The organism is Cellulomonas sp. zg-ZUI22, assembly GCF_017353535.1.
Classification (GTDB): Bacteria; Actinomycetota; Actinomycetes; order Actinomycetales; family Cellulomonadaceae; genus Cellulomonas; species Cellulomonas wangleii.
The window spans coordinates 155,029-172,305 of record NZ_JAFMUZ010000009.1 but is presented as its reverse complement, the minus strand read 5'-3'; the positions used below and the strand labels follow the sequence as shown (position 1 = coordinate 172,305).

Below are 17,277 nucleotides of genomic sequence, written 5' to 3'. Positions count from 1 at the left end.
TGGAGGGCCCGTCGGCGCGTCCCGGTCGGGCTCCAGGCTCCGGACGTCCAGCCGACGGGCCAGAGCCCGGCGCGGGCTCAGACCCGCAGGCCCTCCACCCGCGCGCCCGGCGCGATCGTCGGCCCGGCGGTGTTGAGCTGCTCGACCGCGAACCCCGCAGCGGCTTTGTACCCGGCCATGAACGCGGTGCGCTCGACCTCCGGGACGACGTCGTCGATGTCGTCGAAGTCCCCGCCGCAGCGCTCGTCGACGAGGTCCAGCAGCCCGAACGGCCCGGCGCCCCGGTTGCGCAGCACCAGCCGGGAGACCGGTCCGCACAGCTGCGCGTCGAAGGCGGCGAGCGCGGCCGGGGTGACGCCGTGCCGCAGCATCGCGGCCCCCAGGTGGCGGGCGTCCATGATCGCCTGGCTCGCCCCGTTGGACCCCGTCGGGTACATGGCGTGCGCGGCGTCCCCGACCAGCAGCACCGGGCCGTCCTGCCAGGTCGGCACGGGGTCGCGGTCGATCATGGGGTTCTCGTAGACCACCTCGGCGCGCGCCAGCAGGTCGGGCACGTCGAGCCAGTCGTACGTCCAGCCGTCGAAGTGGTGCGCGAGCTCCTGGACGTCGACCTGCCGGAACCAGCCGCTGCGCTGCCAGGCGGTGTCGTCCACCTGCAGCTCGGCGATCCAGTTGACGGTGGCCAGGCCGGTGACGGGGTCGGCGGGGGAGATCGGGTAGACGACGACGCGGTGCCGGGCCGAGCCCAGGCCTACGAACGACGAGCCGGTGCGCACGGGCACCGCCTGCGTGGTGCCGCGCCACATCATGGTCCCGCCCCAGTGGATCGGCGGCTGGTCGGGGTGCATCTGCGCACGGACGGCCGAGTGGATGCCGTCGGCGCCGATCAGCACGGACCCGTGCTCGTGCCAGACCGTGCCGTCGGGGTGCTGCCCCGTCGCCGTGACGGTCCCGTCGGTGTGCGTCTCGTAGCCGGTCACGCGGTGGCCCAGCCGGATCGCGTCCGCACCGGCCCGCTCGCGCAGCACCTGCGCGAGCAGCAGCTGCAGCCGCCCGCGGTGCAGCGCGTACTGCGGCCAGCGGTACCCCGCGTCCAGACCGCGGGGCTCGCTGTAGATGTCGTGGCCGTTGCGCCCGACCAGCGCCCACTCGCGCGCGGGGACGCCGATCGTGTCCAGCAGGTCGGGGCCGATGCCGAGGTCGCCGAGCTCGCGCACGGCGTTGGGCTGCAGGTTGATGCCCACGCCGAGGGGCGCGAGCTCGCGCGCGCCCTCCAGCACCGTGAACGGCACACCGACCTGGTGCAGCGTGAGGGCGACGGCCAGGCCGCCGATCCCGCCGCCGGCGACCAGCACACGCGGCTGCGCCATGTCCGGCCCGCTCATCCGACGCTGTACAGGTCGATCTGCACGGCGTCCGCGTCGCGTGCGCCGGTGCCCACGAACACCATCCGGTTGAGCCACCGGTAGTCCGGGTGGCCGCTCTCCAGGCGGGCCGTCGAGCGCATGGAGTACGACTCCGGCGGCGTCGGGGCGCCGGACGCGAGCCGCCGCATCACCTCGGGCGGGCCGTGGCGGTAGCCGGTGTTGACGATCTCGACGATCGCCCCGTCGGGCGTCTCGAAGGCGTACCGCGCGTGCAGCTCGGCCACGCCGTCGTGGGTCACGGACTGCCAGTCGGCGCCGAGGTCGAGGATCGTGCCGCTGACCCTGCCGGTGACCCGGCCGCCGATGATCGGGATGATGCGCCGCTCGGCGAACCGGCCGAGACCGACGTCGATGACCGGTGCGAGCTCGACCTGGAGGGTGCAGAAGTGCTCCAGGGTCGGTGGCCGCAGTGCCAGCACGGGTGCCTCCTCGTCGTCGAGCGGTCGGCGCACCCTACCGACGCCGCGGAGCTCCGTCCCGGGGCGTCTCACTCACCGTCGGTGCGGCGCGCACCCCTTCCGTGTGACGTGGATCACGCCTATCGTTGGCATACCAACGACTGGCGAGGACGCCACCGAGGAGGCCACCGTGCACCAGATGGACGGCACCGCCGACACCCCCGAGCTGAAGCAGCTCTACGCGGACTTCGAGGCCGAGAGCCTGGCCCCCCTGTGGACCCAGCGTGACGACCTCATGCCCATGGCCCCCTCGCCGAAGGCCGTGCCGTACGTCTGGCGGTGGAAGGCCCTGTACGACATCGCCCGCCGCTCCGGCGACCTCGTCCCCGTCGGCCGCGGCGGCGAGCGGCGCGCGATGGGCCTGGCGAACCCCGGCCTGCCCGGCACCGCCTACGCCACGCCGACGCTGTGGTGCGCGATCCAGTACCTCGGCGGCCACGAGACCGCGCCCGAGCACCGGCACAGCCAGAACGCGTTCCGGTTCGTCGTCGAGGGCGAGGGGGTGTGGACCGTCGTCAACGGCGACCCCGTCGCCATGCGCCGCGGCGACCTGCTGCTCACCCCCGGCTGGAACTACCACGGCCACCACAACGACACCGACGAGCCCATGGCCTGGATCGACGGCCTCGACGTGCCGTTCTCGCACTACGCGGACGTCGGCTTCTTCGAGTTCGGGTCCGAGCGCGTCACCGACGAGGCGTCGCCGGACGTCTCCCGCTCCGAGCGGCTGTGGGCCCACCCCGGCCTGCGCCCGCTGTCCGGGCTGCAGGACCAGACGAGCTCGCCCCTGGCCGCCTACCGCTGGGAGCACACCGACCGCGCGCTCACCGAGCAGCTCCGGCTCGAGGACGAGGGCCACCCGGCGACCGTCGAGCAGGGCCACGCCGCGATCCGGTACACCAACCCGACGACCGGCGGTGACGTCATGCCGACCCTCCGCTGCGAGTTCCACCGGCTGCGCGCCGGTGCCGAGACGCCCGCACGCCACGAGGTCGGGTCGTCCGTGTGGCAGGTGTTCGAGGGCGAGGGCACGGTCGTGCTCGGGGACACCGAGCACCGCGTCGAGACCGGCGACCTGTTCGCCGTGCCGAGCTGGGTGCCGTGGTCGCTGCACGCCGACACGCAGTTCGACCTGTTCCGCTTCAGCGACGGGCCGATCATCGACCGGCTGCAGTTCACGCGCACGTACGTGCCGGGCCAGCGCAACGAGGACCTCGCGTGAGGCTCGGGACGCTGCGCCTCGCCGCGCCCGGTGGCCCGACACCGGCTGCGACGGTCGCGGTGCGCATCGACTCCGACGCCGTCGCCGTGGAGATCCCCGGCGCGGTGGACGTCGGGGCGCTGCTGGCCGCACCGGACTGGCGTGAGCGTGCCGCGTCGGCCGGCGGGCCCCGCCGGGCGCTGGCGGACCTCGAGCCGTGGGCCTGGGCGCCGCCCGTCCCGCGGCCCTCGAAGATCGTGTGCGTCGGGCTCAACTACCGCAACCACATCCTCGAGATGGGCCGCGAGGTGCCCGAGCACCCGACGCTGTTCGCGAAGTACCCCGAGGCGCTCATCGGCCCGTACGACCCGATCGTCCTGCCCGCGCACGCGGCGGACGCCGTCGACTGGGAGGGCGAGGTCGCCGTCGTCGTCGGCGCGACCGCCCGGCGGCTCGACGAGGCCGCCGCGGCCGCCGCGATCGCCGGGTACGCGGTCCTCAACGACGTCACCATGCGCGACTACCAGTACCGCACCGCGCAGTGGCTGCAGGGCAAGACGTTCGAGGCGACGACGCCGTTCGGGGCGTGGCTCACCGTCACGGACGCGCTGCCCGCCGGTGAGCTGCGGACCGTCGTCGACGACGAGCAGGTGCAGCACACACCCGTCGACGACATGGTCTTCGGCCCGGCCGCGCTCGTCGCGTACGTCTCGCAGATCCTCACGCTGCACCCCGGGGACGTCATCGCGACGGGCACGCCCGGTGGGGTGGGCCACGCACGCAGGCCCCCGCGCTACCTGCGGCCGGGGCAGGTGCTCACCACGTCCGTCACCGGCCTGGGCGAGCTCCGCAACGACGTCGTCGCGGAGGCCTGACGTGCCCGCACGCACCGACCGGACCACCGACCCGGACCTGCGCTCGGCGCTCCTGCTGGCCAGGCGCGGGCAGGCGTACTTCTCCCGCAAGCTCAACGAGCTCGGCAACGACGAGCTCGACGTGCCGTCGCTGGTGCCCGGGTGGACGCGCAGGCACGTCGTCGCGCACGTCGGGCTCAACGCGCGGGCGCTCACGCGCCTGACCGAGTGGGCCGCGACGGGCGTCGAGACCCCGATGTACGCGTCGCGCGAGGAGCGGGACGCGGAGATCGCGTACGGCGCGACGCTGCCCGCGCGGGCCCTGCGGAGCCTGTCCGCGCACGCGGCCGTGCACCTCGACGTCGAGTGGCGCGACCTGCCGCCCGCGGCGTGGGCGGCCCTGGTCCGCACCGCGCTCGGGCGCACGGTGCCGGCGAGCGAGACGGTGTGGATGCGCACGCGCGAGGTCTGGGTGCACGCCGTCGACCTGGACAACGGGGCGTCGTTCCGGCAGCTGCCGCCCGAGCTGGTCGACGCGCTGCTCGCGGACGTGGCCCGGATGTGGGGTGCCCGGCCGGGCGGCGAGCCCGTCCCCGTGCTCGAACCGACGGACCGGCCGCGACCGGCGGCGCAGTCCGCAGCGGGTGCCGTGGCCGGTGCCGGTGCCCAAGCGCCGGTCGGTGATGCCGTGCGCGTCCGCGGCCGTGCCGCCGACCTCGCGCGCTGGGCGACGGGCCGGGGCGGTGCCGCTCTGCTGACGACGGCGGACGGCTCGCCCGTCCCGTCGCCGCCGCGGTGGCTGTGAGCGACCATCCGCGCGGGCAACGCCTCCGGTGCCGGGACGTGCGCGAGCTGAGACCCCGGCGCCGCCTGGGACGATGGCGCGCGTGACCGAACCGCTCGACCTCGCCCGCCACACCGGGTTCCTCGTGCGCCGCACGCAGCAGGCGCACCTCGCGGCCTGGGCGCAGGAGGTCGGGCCGCGCCTGACGAACGTGCAGTTCGGCGTGCTCAACGTGCTGCACCGCCGCGGCGAGGCCAGCCAGCGCGAGCTCTGCGACGACCTGGACCTCGACCGCTCGACCATCGCGGGGCTCGTCGCGCGCCTGGAGGCCCGTGGCCTGGTGGCGCGCGTGCGCGCCGCGGACGACCGGCGCCGCAACGTCGTGCGGCTCACCGACGACGGCCTCGCCCTGCTCGACGAGCTGGTCCCGGCGGCCGCGCGCGTGGACGACGTGCTGACGTCCGCGCTGACCCGTCAGGAGCGACGGACGCTGCAGGCGCTGCTCACCAAGATCCTGGCGGACGGCCAGGCGACCCCGACGGAGGACTGAGGGACGGCCGCCGGGGACCGTGGCCTGGCAGGGTCGACGCATGGTCCTCTACGACGACATCGGCCGGACGTACACCGCCACCCGCCAGGCCGACCCCCGCATCGCCGCGCAGGTCGACCGGGCTCTCCAGGGCGCGTCGACCGTCGTGAACGTCGGCGCCGGCACGGGGTCCTACGAGCCGCCGACCACGGTCGTCGCCATCGAGCCCAGCAGGACGATGATCGACCAGCGCCCCTCGGGAGCTGCCCCGGCCGTGTGCGCGGTGGCCGAGTCGATCCCCCTGGCGGACGACGCGGTGGACGCGGCCCTGGCGGTCCTCACGGTGCACCACTGGACCGACCTGGAGCGCGGGATCGCCGAGATGAGGCGGGTCGCACGTCGCCGCGTGGTGGTCCTGACGTTCGACGAGACCGTGACCCGTGACTTCTGGCTGCTGCGCGACTACCTGCCTGCCGCACGGGAGTACGACCGGGCGCACGCCGTCCCGATGGAGCGCCTCGTCGCGGCGCTCGGCCCGTGCGAGGTGGAGGCCGTCCCCGTGCCTCACGACTGCGTCGACGGGTTCGCCGCCGCCTGGTGGAGGCGGCCCGCCGCCTACCTCGATCCCGCGGTCCGGGCGGGCATCTCGGTGCTGAGCCGGGTCGGCGACGCGGAGATCCGCCACGGTCTGGAGCGGCTCGAGCACGACATCGCGGCGGGCGCGTGGGCCGAGAGGTACGCCGACCTGCTGGCGCTCGACGAGCTCGACGCCGGCTACCGTCTCGTGACCGTCGACCTGTAGGCGGAGCCGAGGGCTGTCAGGGAGCCGTCCGCGACGAGCGCCGGTAGCGTGACCGGATGCCTGCCCGAGAGCCGCTGCGCCGCCTGCTCGCGTGGTACGCCGACCAGCCCGTGCTCCGGGCGGTCCTGCCCGGCGTCGCGCTCGTGGCTCTCGGCCTGCTCGTCTTCTGGGGCATGTTCGACGCGGTGCAGGGGCGCGACGACTTCTCCCTGTGGGACGCGCCGGTACTCGAGTTCCTGGTCGGCGTCCGCAGCGACGTCGCCACCGCGGTCCTCGCCGCGCTCACGTTCGTCACCGGTCCGACGGTCCTGCCGGTCATCATCCTGGTCGCGTGCGTGGCCTGGGGCCTGCGCGCGCGCGAGTGGTGGCGGCCGCTCCTGCTCGCCGGCGCCATGATCGCCTCCACGCTGCTCTCGCTCCTGGTCAAGGGCCTCGTCGCCCGCCCCCGCCCGCCGGAGGAGACCATGTACATCCCCGGCTCGGAGACGACCGGGTCGTTCCCGTCCGGCCACACCATCGGGACGGCGACCTTCCTGCTGGTGGCCGGGTACCTCGTGGCGAGCCGGAACCGGACCTGGCGGGTCGTCGTCGGCTGGCTGGTCGTCGGTGTCGTCGGTGCCGCCGCGGTCGCCCTGAGCCGCCTGTACCTCGGCTACCACTTCCTGACGGACGTCGTCGCGGCGGGCGGCCTGGCCGTCGTCGTGCTCGGCGTCGTCACCGTGGTGGACCGGATCCACGTGATGCGCGGGCTGCCACCGAGCGAGCCGGAGCCCGGCTGGAGCCCGGAGCCGCCACCGGGGCTCACACAGCCGTCGCCCAGCGCCTAGGGGCGCCGTCCGGGACCTGCGGGACGCACGGGCGGCGACCCGGCATCAGGTGCCTGACGCGACCACCTCGCCGCGCTTGGCCCGCTGGATCTGCTCGTACACGTGCGTGCGCAGCTCGGTGAACCGCGGCAGCGCCCGGGTGGTGAGCTGGTCGCGCTCGGCGGGGAGGTCGATCGCGAGGTCCTCCTGCACGAACGTCGGCGAGCTCGACAGCATGAGCACGCGTCCGCCCAGGTACACCGACTCGTCGATGTCGTGGGTGACGAACAGGACGGTGACGCCGAGGTCCTGCCAGACCCGCCGGACGAGGTCCTCGAGGTCGGCGCGGGTCTGGGCGTCGACGGCGGCGAACGGCTCGTCCATGACGAGGATCTCCGGCTGGTAGGCCACCGCGCGGGCGATGGCCACGCGCTGCTGCATGCCGCCGGACAGCTGCCAGGGGTACGTGTCGAGCGCGTGCCCGAGGCCGACCTCCTCGACCGCGCGCTCGACGACCGCCCGCCGTTCCGCCTTCGGCACGCCGCGCGCCTTGAGCGGCAGCCCGACGTTGTCCCGCACGGTGAGCCACGGGTACAGGGAGCGCCCGTACTCCTGGAACACCAGCGCCATCTTCTTCGGCGGCGCGGTGACGGCGGCCCCGTCCAGCGTGACCGAGCCCGCCGTGGGCGGCAGCAGCCCGGCGAGGCACTTGAGCAGCGTCGTCTTGCCGCACCCGGACGGCCCGACGATGCAGACGAGCTCGCCGGGGCGCACGTCGAACGTGATGCTCCCGATCGCCTCGACGGGCCCGGAGGAGCCCTGGTAGGTCTTCTTCAGGTCCTGGACGGACAGCAGGGGCGTGGTCTCAGGCACGGGCGACCTCTCTCGAGCCGTGGTACCAGTGCAGCACCCGGCGTTCGACGAGCTGGAAGACGACGGCGACGGCGACGCCCACGAGGCCGAGCAGCAGGATGCCGCCCCACATCTCGGCGACCATGTACTGCCGCTGGAAGTAGACGATCTGGTAGCCCAGCCCCGACGACGAGGCGAACATCTCCGAGATCACCATGAGGATCAGGCCGATCGACAGGCACAGCCGCACCCCGGCCATGATCTGCGGGCTCGCGGCCGGCAGGACGACGTACCGGTAGGCCAGCGCGCCGCGGACCCGGTACGACCGCGAGGTGTCGACGAGCACCGGGTCGGTGCCGCGGACCCCCTCGATCGTGTTGAGCAGCACCGGCCACACGCTGCCCGAGACGATGACGGCCAGCTTCATGGTGTCGTCGATGCCGAGCAGCAGCATGAGGACGGGCACGAGCACCACGGGCGGGATCGCCCGGAAGAACTCGAGCATCGGCTCGAGCAGGGCGCGCAGCCACGGGGTCGCGCCGATCGCGGTGCCGGCGACGATCCCGATGACGATCGACAGGAGCACCCCGATCCCGAACCGGCCGAGGCTCGGCAGCACGTCCCCCGTCAGGGTGTCGGGGGAGAGCCACGTGCTGACGAACGCGTCGAGCACGCGCGACGGCGGCGGGAAGTACAGGTTGGTGGTGCCGCGGGTCGCCAGCGCCCACCCGAGCACGAGCAGCACGGGCAGGCCGGCGCCGTAGGCGACGGAGACGAGCGCGCGACGCACCATCAGGCGACGCCTTCCCTGCGGACCGACGGGTGCCAGTGCAGGACCCGCCGCTCGACCAGGCGCGTCGCGAGGTTGACGAGCAGCCCGAGCAGGCCCGTGACCAGCACCAGCGCGTACAGCCCGGGCGCGTCGGGAGCGGACCGGTAGACGTCGATCTGCCGGCCGATCCCGGGATTCCCGATGACGAGCTCGGCGGTGATGGTGAGCACGAGCGCGATCGACGCGGCGAGCCGGAAGCCGGTGATGACGTACGGCAGGGCGGTGGGCAGCACGACGTGCCGCAGGCGCTGCAGCCGTCCGAGCCCGTAGCCGCGCGCGGTGTCGTCGGCGACCGTGTCGACGTCCCCGACGCCGTACAGCACCTGGATGAACACCTGCCAGAACGGCGCGTAGACGACGACCACGAGCGCTGCCTCGCGCGAGAGGCCGGCGACGAGGACCGCCAGCGGGATGATCGCGACCGACGGGATGGGGCGCAGGAACTCCACGGTGGTGTGGGTGGCCCGGCGCAGGAACGGCACGAGGCCGACGACCGCGCCGGCGACGACGGCGGCGGCCACCGCGATGAGCAGCCCGAGCGCCCACGTCACGACGGTGTCGCCGAGCGCCGACCAGAACCGCGGATCGTCGAGCTCGGTGACCAGGCGGGCGGCCGTCGTCGTGAAGCGCGGCAGGTAGGCGGGGTTCACGACCTGCGTGAGCGCCACGATCTCCCAGGTGGCCGCGAAGCCGAGGACCCCGAGGGCACCCATCACCGCGCTGCGGCTGCCGCGCGGGCGGCGGGTGCGGCCACCGCCCGTCCCGCTCGGCGCACCGGCCCGGGGCCGGGCGGCGACGCCCCCGGGTCCCGGGCCGGTGGCCGTGTCGGTCGACGTCACGAGCTGACGAGCTCGTCGAGGTCCGGGGCGGTGTCGAAGAACTCGTGCTCGACCGCGAGGTCGGCCAGGCCCTGCAGCACGTCCTCGTCGATCTCGGTCGAGAACTGCGGCAGTCGCAGGTTGGCCGCCGCCGCATCGGGCAGCGACATCTCGGTGACGAGCGACTGGCGCATGGTCTCGTCGTTCTCGGCCGCCCACGCGAACGCGGCGGTGAACGCCTCGCGCACGGCCTCGACGAGCTCCGGGTCGTCGGCGACGGTCGTGCCGGTCGTCTGCAGGACGAGCGTGGGCAGGCCCGGCAGCACCGCCTGGTACGGGTCGACGACGCGGGCGCCGCCGGAGCCGACGATCATCGAGACGAACGGCTCGGGCACCCACGCGGCGTCGATGTTGCCGGCCTCGAGCTGCGCCTGGGCGTCGGGGAAGGCGACCTCGACGAACTCGACGGTGCTGGGGTCGCCGCCGTCCTCCTCGACCGCGGCCATGATCGTCAGGTCACCCGCGGCCCCCAGGGAGTTCACCGCGACCTTCTTGCCGGCCAGGTCGGCGGGGCTCGTGATGTCGCTGCCGGCGCCCACGACGACCGAGTTGATGTCGTCGCCCTCGGTCAGGCTCTGCGCGTAGTTGGCGACGATCTTGACGTCGAGGCCCTGCAGGCTCGCGCGCATCGCGCCGAACGGCTGGCCGACGGAGAAGTCGATGTCGCCGTTGATCAGCGCGGGCATGGCCTGCGCCCCGCCCTGGATCGGCTGGACGGTGACGTCGAGGCCGTGCTCGGCGAAGACGCCCGCCTCGACGGCGGCCCACAGCGGCGCGGTCTCGCTGATGCTCAGGGCGCCGATGGTCACGGCGCGCGGGGAGTCGGCGTCGGGGGCGTCGGCCGAGGCCGCCGGCTCGCTGTCCGGGGCGGACCCGGAGGACGAGCACGCGGCCAGTCCGAGCGACAGCGCCGCGACGAGCGCCGCCACGAGTGCGGGACGTCGGTTCATGGGGGTCCTCAATTCTCCGTTGAATCTCGGGGTGACGGGCGCCTCCGCACGCCGTCGGGACCGACCAGCGCTCGGACCATGCATGACACTCGTCCAGCAATCGTGCAGTCGAATGTCACACGTGTCAATGCTCCGGGCCCGCCTCCGCGTCCGGGGCTGGCCGGGTGTGCGTGCGAGAATCGCCCGCATGCCGACGCCGCCCGACGACGCGCTCGCGCCCGACGGTGCCGCCGTCCGGCGGCGCCCCGAGCAGCTGCTGCTGGCGTTCATGGGCGAGCTCATGGTGGCCGGCGAGATCGGGCCCCTCCCCGCGTCCGTGCTCATCGGCGTCCTGGCGGAGCTGGGGGTGGGGGAGGCGGCGACGCGCGCGGCGCTCACCCGCATGGCGGGCCGCGGCCTGCTCGCGCCGCAGCGCGTCGGGCGCACGGTCTCCTACGGTCTGACCGCGCAGAGCGAGCGCGTGCTGCGCGAGGCGCGCGACCGCGTGTTCGACCCTGAGCCCTTCGCGCCGCGCGGTGCCGGGTGGACGCTCGTCAGCTTCTCGGTCCCGGAGAGCCGCCGCGACGTGCGGCACCGCGTGCGCGCCCAGCTGGCGTGGGCGGGGTTCGGGCTGCTGCGCGACGGCCTGTGGATCGCCCCCGGTGAGGTCGACGTGGCGCAGGCGCTGGGCGGGGTCCGTGACGACGGTGACGGTCGCGACGACGACGTCGAGATCCTCGCGTTCCGCGCCCGCGAGGTGCCCGGCTTCTCGGCCGCGCGCAGCGTCCGGACCGCCTGGCGGCTGGACGCGATGCGCGCGCGGCACGAGCAGTTCCAGCAGCGCTGGGCGCAGGCGATCCGGGACGCGGCGCCGGACGCAGGCGCGGTCGCGGGTCCGGTGGGCGCGCACGCGCTGCGGGACGTCACGGCCCTGGTCGCCGACTGGCTCGACCTGCTGCGCGCCGTCCCCCGCCTGCCGGTCGAGCACCTGGCGCCGGACTGGCCGGCGACGCGGTCGGTCGAGACCTTCGCGCGGCTGCACGCCGCCCTCGCCGGGCCGGCGCGCGACGAGCTGGCCCGAAGGCTGGAGCCCTGAGCCCTGAGCCCTGAGCCCTCGAGGTTCGACCTCCGAGCCCTCTAGGTTCGAGGCGCGGCTCCGGGCACGCACCGCGACCGTCGTCATTCGACAACTACCTGACGATCGTCACGGAAATGATTGACGTGTGCAGGTGCGTACCGGCACGATCGGGACGTCCCGCACCGTCGCGGTCACTCGCGGCCCGCCCACGAGGATGTGAGCAGTGGCAGACGTCCCCTCGCCGTCCCCCGGTGACCTCGCTCGCGCCAACTACGCCGCGATCTGGGACGCGGTCGCGCGCGCCGTGCCGGACCGTGTCGCGGTGCGGGCCGAGGGCGCCACGCTCACCTACGCCGCGTTCGAGCAGCAGGCCGCCCGGCTCGCCGCGACGTTCGTCGCCCACGGACTGGGTCCCGACTCCACCGTCGCGGTCTTCATGTACAACCGCGTCGAGTACCTGGCCACGCTGTACGCGGCGTACAAGATCGGCGCGATCCCGGTCAACATCAACTTCCGCTACCAGGGTGCCGAGCTGGCCGAGCTGCTGGAGATGTCGCAGCCCGCCGCGCTCGTCTACCCCCGGAGCCTCGCCGTCGCGGTCATCGACGCCGCCGAGAGGTCCCCGCTGCCCCCGCTCGTGCTCGTCGTCCCGGACGACGCACCCCCCGGCACCCCCGTCGGCCCCGGTGCGCCGTTCGCGACCGCGCTCGACGCCGCACCCCTCGCCCCGCGTGACCTCGGGCCGGAGCACAAGATCTTCCTGTTCACCGGCGGCACCACCGGCCGGCCCAAGGCCGTGGTGTGGACGCACGGCAACCTGTTCGACAGCCAGCAGTTCTCGATCTACGGCTCGTTGCCCGTCGACCCCCCGGCCACCCTGGACGACGTCACGCGCATCGCCGCCCGCGAGGACCTGCCCCGCACGGTGTGCCTGCCGCTGCCGCCGATGATGCACGCGACCGCCCTGTTCAACGTCATGAACGCGATGGTGCTCGGCGGCACCGTGGTGTTCCTGCCGAGCCCGCGGTTCGACCCGCGCGTGGCCGCCCGGGTGATCGAGGAGCACGGCGTCACGCGCCTGGTCGTCGCCGGCAACGCGATCGTCGGCCCGCTCGTCGACGCCCTGGACGCGGGCGCCGACGCGGACGTCTCGTGCCTCACCACCGTCCTGAGCTCGGGCATGGTCTGGTCCGACGACCTCAAGCGCCGCCTGATCGCGCACGCGCCGAGCGCCACCCTCATCGACATCGTCGGGTCCAGCGAGGGCGGGCCGTTCGCCTACGGCGTCGTCCGCGGCCCGGAGGACCTGCCGAACCGCCCGCGCCTCGCGCCCGGTGCGGTCGTCCTGGCGCGGGACCTCACGCCGGTCGAGGACGTCGGCGGCACCGGGATGCTCGCGTACCGCGGCGCCATGCCCCGGGGGTACCACGGCGACCCGGCGCGCACCGCCGAGACGTACCCGGTCGTCGACGGCGTGCGGCACGTCATGCCCGGCGACTGGGTGCGCGTGCTCGGCGACGGGTACGTCGAGCTGCTCGGCCGCGGGTCGGGCGTCGTCAACACCGGCGGCGAGAAGGTGTTCCCCGGCGAGGTCGAGAAGGTGCTGCTCGCGCTGCCCGGTGTCGTGGACGCCGTCGTCCTGGGCCTGCCGGACGCACGCTGGGGCGAGGTCGTCACGGCCGTCGTCGTCACCGCCCCCGACGTCGTGCTCGTCCCCGAGCAGGTCCAGGACGAGGTGGGCCGCCGCCTCGCCGGCTACAAGAAGCCCCGCCGCCTGTACGTGCTGGACGAGCTGCAGCGCAGCCCCAGCGGCAAGGTCGACATGCACCGGCTGCGGCGGCGCCTCGCCGAGGCCGATGCCGTCGTCGGCCCCGCGGCCGGTCCCGCCGCCGCCCCCGCGCCCGTCACGCCCGCCCCCGCGCCAGGACCCGCACCCGCGGAGAGGACCCGATGAAGTTCACCGACGCCCACGTCCCGTTCGGCCTGAGCTGGACCTCGCCGTTCGCCAAGTGGCAGGGGCCGCTGGCCGAGGTCAACAGCCTCGACCTGGCCGTCGACGTCACGGGCCGCGCCCTGGCCGACCGCGGGCTGCCGCCGGAGGAGATCACCGAGTGGACCCTCGGGTGCACGGTCCCGCAGCAGCACTCGTTCTACGGCGTCACGCTCGTGTCCCGCCGCCTGGGGTCGGGCGAGCACGGCGGGCCGTGGATCTCGCGGGCCTGCGCGACGTCGGCCGCCGTCATCGAGCACCTCGCCACGCAGGTGCAGCTGGGCGCGCACACCACGACCATCGGCGTCATCACGGACCGCACCAGCAACGGCCCGCTCATGCTCTGGAGCAGCGCGACGAGCCCCGGCGGTGCGCCCACGCCCGAGCACTGGGTGCTCGACCCCATGAAGCTCGACCCGACCACCGGGCAGAGCATGAACGACACCGCCGAGAACACCGCCCGCGACGCCGGCTACACGCGCGAGCAGGTCGACGAGGTCGCGCTGCTGCGCCACGAGCAGTACCGCAGCGCCCTGGCCGACGACCGCGCGGTCCAGCGGCAGTACATGGTCCCGGTCCGCATCCCGACGCGCCGCGGCGAGACGTGGGTCGACGAGGACCACGGCGTCTTCCCGACGACCGCCGAGGGCCTGGCGCGGCTGCGTCCCGTGGCCCCGGGCGGCGTCGTGACGTACGGCGCGCAGACCCACCCGGCCGACGGCTGCGCGGGCGTCGTCGTCGCGAGCGCCGACCGCGCGCGCGAGCTGGGGCGCGACGGCGTCACCGCGCAGATCCTCGCCACGGGGTTCGCACGCGCGGAGCCGGCGTACATGCCGAAGGCGCCCGTCCCCGCGGCCCGGCGCGCGCTCGCGGACGCAGGGATCGAGATCGGGGACGTGGACGTGGTGACCACGCACAACCCGTTCGCCGTCAACGACCTGTGGTTCGCCGAGCAGACCGGCGTCCCGCTCGAGCGGATGAACCCGTACGGGTCGTCGCTGGTCTACGGCCACCCGCAGGGCCCGACCGGCGCGCGCGCCGTGACCGAGCTGGTCCACGCGCTGCACGCACGCGGCGGCGGCGTCGGGCTGTTCACCGGGTGCGCGGCCGGGGACTCCGCCGGGGCCGTCGTCGTGCGGGTCGACGGATGACGCGCGTCCACGCCGGCCCGCGGTCCCGCACCGCGGCGCGACGGATCGCGTCGCTCGACCCCGACCGCGTCCCCACCCAGGTCTACGCCGCGAGCCCTGCCACGCACCAGCCCACGATGAGGGAGCACACCCGATGACCTCCGACCCCGCCGCCACCGCCACCGACCCGACGCCGCTGCTGACCTCGGTGCCCCTGGACGACCTGCCGTCCCTGGTGGGCACGACGTTCGGCCCGTCGTCCTGGCGCACGATCACGCAGGAGCAGGTCGACCGGTTCGCCGACCTGACGGGCGACCACAACCCCATCCACCTCGCCCCCGAGTTCGCGGCGGGCACGCCGTTCGGCGGGACGATCGTCCACGGCTACCTCACGCTCGCGCTCGTCGTGCCGCTCATGGCCGAGGTCGTCGAGGTGACGGGCGTGGGCACCGGCGTGAACTACGGGCTCGACCGCCTGCGGTTCCCGGCGCCCGTGCGCGTGGGATCGCGCATCCGCGTGACGTCGACGCTGACCTCCGTGAGCGACGTGCCCGGCGGCTACCAGGCCGTGTTCGAGAACACCTTCGAGGCCGAGGGGCAGGCCAAGCCCGCCGCCGTCGCCGTCATGATCGTGCGGTACTACCGGTGAGCGCCGGGGTGGGCGTGAACGTGGGCACGGGCACGGCCTCCGGCACGGACCTGACCGGCAGGGCCGCGGTCGTCACCGGCAGCGGGCGGGGCCTGGGACGCGCGTACGCCCGGGCGCTGGCTGCCGCGGGGGCCGGCATCGTGGTCAACGACGTCGACGCCGACGCCGCGCAGGCCACGGTCGACGCGATCGTCGCCGACGGCGGCGCGGCCGTCGCGGTCGTCGCGCCCGTGGGCCCGACCGAGACCGCGGACCGCCTGGTCGCGGCAGCCGTCGAGGAGTTCGGACGGCTCGACGTGCTGGTCACCAACGCCGGCGTGCTGCGCGACCGCGTGCTGTGGAAGACCTCCGACGAGGACTTCGACCTGGTCGTCGACACCCACCTGCGGGGGACGTTCACGACGGCCCGCGCGGCGGCTGTCCGCATGCGTGAGCAGGGCGAGGGCGGGCGGATCGTGCTGGTCGGGTCGCCCGCCGGGCAGCACGGCAACTTCGGCCAGACCAGCTACGCGGCGGCGAAGGCGGGGATCGTCGCGATGGCCCGCACCTGGTCGCTCGAGCTGGCGCGCGCCGGGATCACGGTCAACGCCGTCGTGCCCACGGCGATCACCGCGATGACCGCGACCATCCCGGTGTACGCCGAGGTCGCTGCCGCCTACGACCGCGGGGAGCCGCTGCCGCGCGTCGTGCGCCAGGAGCACGCGCTGGGCGGCCCGGAGGACGTCGCGCCGCTCGTGGTGTGGCTCGCGTCCGACGCGTCCGCCGGGGTCACCGGGCAGGCCATCGGCATCGGTGGCGACAAGCTGTCGCTGTACTCCGTGCCGCAGGAGGTCGGGCTCACGTTCCGCGAGGGCGGCTGGACCGCCGACGCGATCGCCGAGGCGTGGGAGGCCGGCTTCGCGCCGCACCAGCAGCCCAGCGGCATCACGCTGCCCCCGCTCGACGCCTGACGGCCCGACCCCCGCCCGGGCGCCCTGCGACCTTCGCGAGAGGCCGCTCCGGCCCGGCGGGCGGGGGCGTCAGCGTGCGGGGGCCGGGGTGCGGGCGGGCGCGGCGAGGGCGGGGCGCGGCCCGGGCGGGTCGGAGGCGACGGAGAACTGCACGACCCGGTCCGCGAGCTCGGGCGCGTACCCGCTGATCACCTGGCGCACCCGCACCGACGCGGGGGCGCCGAGCTGCTCGTAGGTGTCGAGGAACAGGTCGCGCGCCCGGTCGCGCGGCCAGTCGGCGGGCAGCAGGCGGCGGGGCAGGTCGGGGTCGACGCCCGGGAACGCCCGCCACGCGTCCATCAGCTCGGTGCGCTTGACCAGCGCGTCGACCGGGGAGATGGCGCCCTTGCCCAGGGCCGCGTGCGTCGGCTCCCAGGTGGCGACGAACGCCCGGTACGTCTCGGCCAGGCCGTCGAGGTCCCAGGCGCTCTCGGGCGTCAGCGTGCCGTCGGGCAGCGGGGGGCACGTGGCGACGAACGCGGTGGCGCGCGTGACGCCCAGGGCCCCGAGCTCGGCGAGGGCCTCGTCGTGGCGGGCGTGCGGGGAGATCCACAGGGCGTCGTACAGCGGTGCGAACCCGAGCCAGCGCAGCCGCGTGCGCAGCGCCTCGCGCGCCGAGCGGTTGGCCTCGGGCACGGAGAACGCCACGAGGCTCCAGCGGCCGTCCCAGTCCGCGTCGTCGCCGGCGCCGAAGGCGACGATGCGCTCGGCGCCCGTGCGCATGATCGTCTGGGCGCGCGGGGTCAGGGAGTAGAAGGTGTGGCGGCCGCTGCGGGTCGAGACGAGCAGCCCGTGCTTGACCATGCGGCTGAGGGCGGCCCGGGCCGCGACGTCGCTCACGCCGAAGTCGGCCAGCAGGTCGACCAGGGCCGCGGACGGCAGCGGGTCGGTCTGCCCCCACCAGTAGTCGCCGAGCAGGGTCAGCAGCAGGCTCGGCGGCGAGCCCTCCCGCGTGCGCGGCGTCCTCGTGCCGGCCTCGCTGCTCCGTGCCACGAACTGATCCCCTCCCTGCCGGTCGTCGCGGGCGGCGACGATGCTTGACATATCTTACGTCGTCCGCCGATAGTCGTGTCACATTTGAGAGCCGGG

The 17,277-nt window shown here is 74.5% G+C and carries 18 protein-coding genes; 11 read left to right on the top strand and 7 right to left on the bottom strand.

The features are described 5' to 3' along the window. Nucleotides 1-77 precede the first annotated feature (77 nt). Together J1G43_RS18070 and J1G43_RS18065 are read right to left on the bottom strand one after the other, a co-directional pair. Nucleotides 78-1,385 (bottom strand): flavin-dependent oxidoreductase, encoded by a 1,308-nt coding sequence (locus J1G43_RS18070; RefSeq protein WP_242635973.1) that lies wholly within the window; start codon nt 1,383-1,385, stop codon nt 78-80. Beyond that, a complete protein-coding gene (locus J1G43_RS18065) occupies nt 1,382-1,846 on the bottom strand; it encodes a DUF3237 domain-containing protein (RefSeq protein WP_207341790.1) in 465 nt (154 codons plus the stop codon). Before J1G43_RS18065 ends, J1G43_RS18070 begins: the two co-directional genes overlap by 4 nt. 178 nt (nt 1,847-2,024) lie before the next feature. On the opposite strand from J1G43_RS18065, the gene J1G43_RS18060 reads away from it, so the two are divergent. From J1G43_RS18060 to J1G43_RS18035, 6 genes are all read left to right on the top strand, one after another. After that, nucleotides 2,025-3,107, top strand: a complete 1,083-nt coding sequence (locus J1G43_RS18060; RefSeq protein ID WP_207800720.1) for a cupin domain-containing protein — start codon at nt 2,025-2,027, stop codon at nt 3,105-3,107. Next, on the top strand, nt 3,104-3,961 hold the full coding sequence (locus J1G43_RS18055) for a fumarylacetoacetate hydrolase family protein (protein ID WP_207379011.1): 858 nt from the start codon (nt 3,104-3,106) through the stop codon (nt 3,959-3,961). The genes J1G43_RS18060 and J1G43_RS18055 overlap by 4 nt, the downstream gene beginning before the upstream one ends. Before the next feature lies 1 nt (nt 3,962). Further along, nucleotides 3,963-4,745 (top strand): maleylpyruvate isomerase family mycothiol-dependent enzyme, encoded by a 783-nt coding sequence (locus tag J1G43_RS18050; protein ID WP_207379010.1) that lies wholly within the window; start codon nt 3,963-3,965, stop codon nt 4,743-4,745. 82 nt (nt 4,746-4,827) lie between these two features. Beyond that, nucleotides 4,828-5,274 carry a MarR family winged helix-turn-helix transcriptional regulator gene (locus tag J1G43_RS18045; RefSeq protein ID WP_307859654.1) on the top strand — a complete coding sequence of 149 codons (447 nt, stop codon included), beginning with the start codon at nt 4,828-4,830 and terminating at the stop codon, nt 5,272-5,274. Between the two features lie 40 nt (nt 5,275-5,314). Continuing rightward, entirely contained in the window at nt 5,315-6,055 is a 741-nt protein-coding gene (locus tag J1G43_RS18040; protein ID WP_207379008.1) for a methyltransferase domain-containing protein, read from the top strand. A gap of 56 nt (nt 6,056-6,111) precedes the next feature. Continuing rightward, the gene (locus tag J1G43_RS18035) at nt 6,112-6,882 is read left to right on the top strand and encodes a phosphatase PAP2 family protein (protein ID WP_207379007.1); all 771 of its coding nucleotides are present in this window, start codon (nt 6,112-6,114) and stop codon (nt 6,880-6,882) included. A gap of 45 nt (nt 6,883-6,927) precedes the next feature. Here the strand turns inward: J1G43_RS18035 and J1G43_RS18030 are convergent, their stop codons facing one another. The 4 genes from J1G43_RS18030 to J1G43_RS18015 are packed head-to-tail and all read right to left on the bottom strand — an operon-like array spanning nt 6,928 to nt 10,373. Continuing rightward, nucleotides 6,928-7,734: an ABC transporter ATP-binding protein gene (locus J1G43_RS18030; protein ID WP_207379006.1), complete on the bottom strand. Its 807-nt coding sequence runs from the start codon at nt 7,732-7,734 to the stop codon at nt 6,928-6,930. Further along, nucleotides 7,727-8,506, bottom strand: coding sequence for an ABC transporter permease (locus J1G43_RS18025; RefSeq protein WP_207371126.1), 780 nt, complete (start codon nt 8,504-8,506; stop codon nt 7,727-7,729). The genes J1G43_RS18030 and J1G43_RS18025 overlap by 8 nt, the downstream gene beginning before the upstream one ends. Continuing rightward, nucleotides 8,506-9,384 (bottom strand): ABC transporter permease, encoded by an 879-nt coding sequence (locus tag J1G43_RS18020; RefSeq protein WP_207379005.1) that lies wholly within the window; start codon nt 9,382-9,384, stop codon nt 8,506-8,508. Before J1G43_RS18020 ends, J1G43_RS18025 begins: the two co-directional genes overlap by 1 nt. Continuing rightward, the gene (locus J1G43_RS18015) at nt 9,381-10,373 is read right to left on the bottom strand and encodes an ABC transporter substrate-binding protein (RefSeq protein ID WP_207379004.1); all 993 of its coding nucleotides are present in this window, start codon (nt 10,371-10,373) and stop codon (nt 9,381-9,383) included. Before J1G43_RS18015 ends, J1G43_RS18020 begins: the two co-directional genes overlap by 4 nt. Before the next feature lie 187 nt (nt 10,374-10,560). Between J1G43_RS18015 and J1G43_RS18010 the strand changes: the two genes are divergently transcribed. The 5 genes from J1G43_RS18010 (at nt 10,561) to J1G43_RS17990 (ending at nt 16,149) form a co-directional block, all read left to right on the top strand. Beyond that, the gene (locus tag J1G43_RS18010) at nt 10,561-11,448 is read left to right on the top strand and encodes a PaaX family transcriptional regulator C-terminal domain-containing protein (protein WP_207341801.1); all 888 of its coding nucleotides are present in this window, start codon (nt 10,561-10,563) and stop codon (nt 11,446-11,448) included. Between the two features lie 205 nt (nt 11,449-11,653). Continuing rightward, on the top strand, nt 11,654-13,384 hold the full coding sequence (locus J1G43_RS18005) for an AMP-binding protein (RefSeq protein WP_207379003.1): 1,731 nt from the start codon (nt 11,654-11,656) through the stop codon (nt 13,382-13,384). Then, on the top strand, nt 13,381-14,571 hold the full coding sequence (locus J1G43_RS18000) for a thiolase family protein (protein WP_207379002.1): 1,191 nt from the start codon (nt 13,381-13,383) through the stop codon (nt 14,569-14,571). The genes J1G43_RS18005 and J1G43_RS18000 overlap by 4 nt, the downstream gene beginning before the upstream one ends. 133 nt (nt 14,572-14,704) lie before the next feature. Further along, nucleotides 14,705-15,199: a MaoC family dehydratase gene (locus J1G43_RS17995; protein ID WP_207379001.1), complete on the top strand. Its 495-nt coding sequence runs from the start codon at nt 14,705-14,707 to the stop codon at nt 15,197-15,199. After that, nucleotides 15,196-16,149 carry an SDR family NAD(P)-dependent oxidoreductase gene (locus tag J1G43_RS17990; RefSeq protein ID WP_307859653.1) on the top strand — a complete coding sequence of 318 codons (954 nt, stop codon included), beginning with the start codon at nt 15,196-15,198 and terminating at the stop codon, nt 16,147-16,149. The genes J1G43_RS17995 and J1G43_RS17990 overlap by 4 nt, the downstream gene beginning before the upstream one ends. 69 nt (nt 16,150-16,218) lie before the next feature. Here J1G43_RS17990 and J1G43_RS17985 read toward each other — a convergent pair whose 3' ends face one another. Next, nucleotides 16,219-17,181, bottom strand: coding sequence for a PaaX family transcriptional regulator C-terminal domain-containing protein (locus J1G43_RS17985; RefSeq protein ID WP_207379000.1), 963 nt, complete (start codon nt 17,179-17,181; stop codon nt 16,219-16,221). Nucleotides 17,182-17,277: the final 96 nt, after the last annotated feature.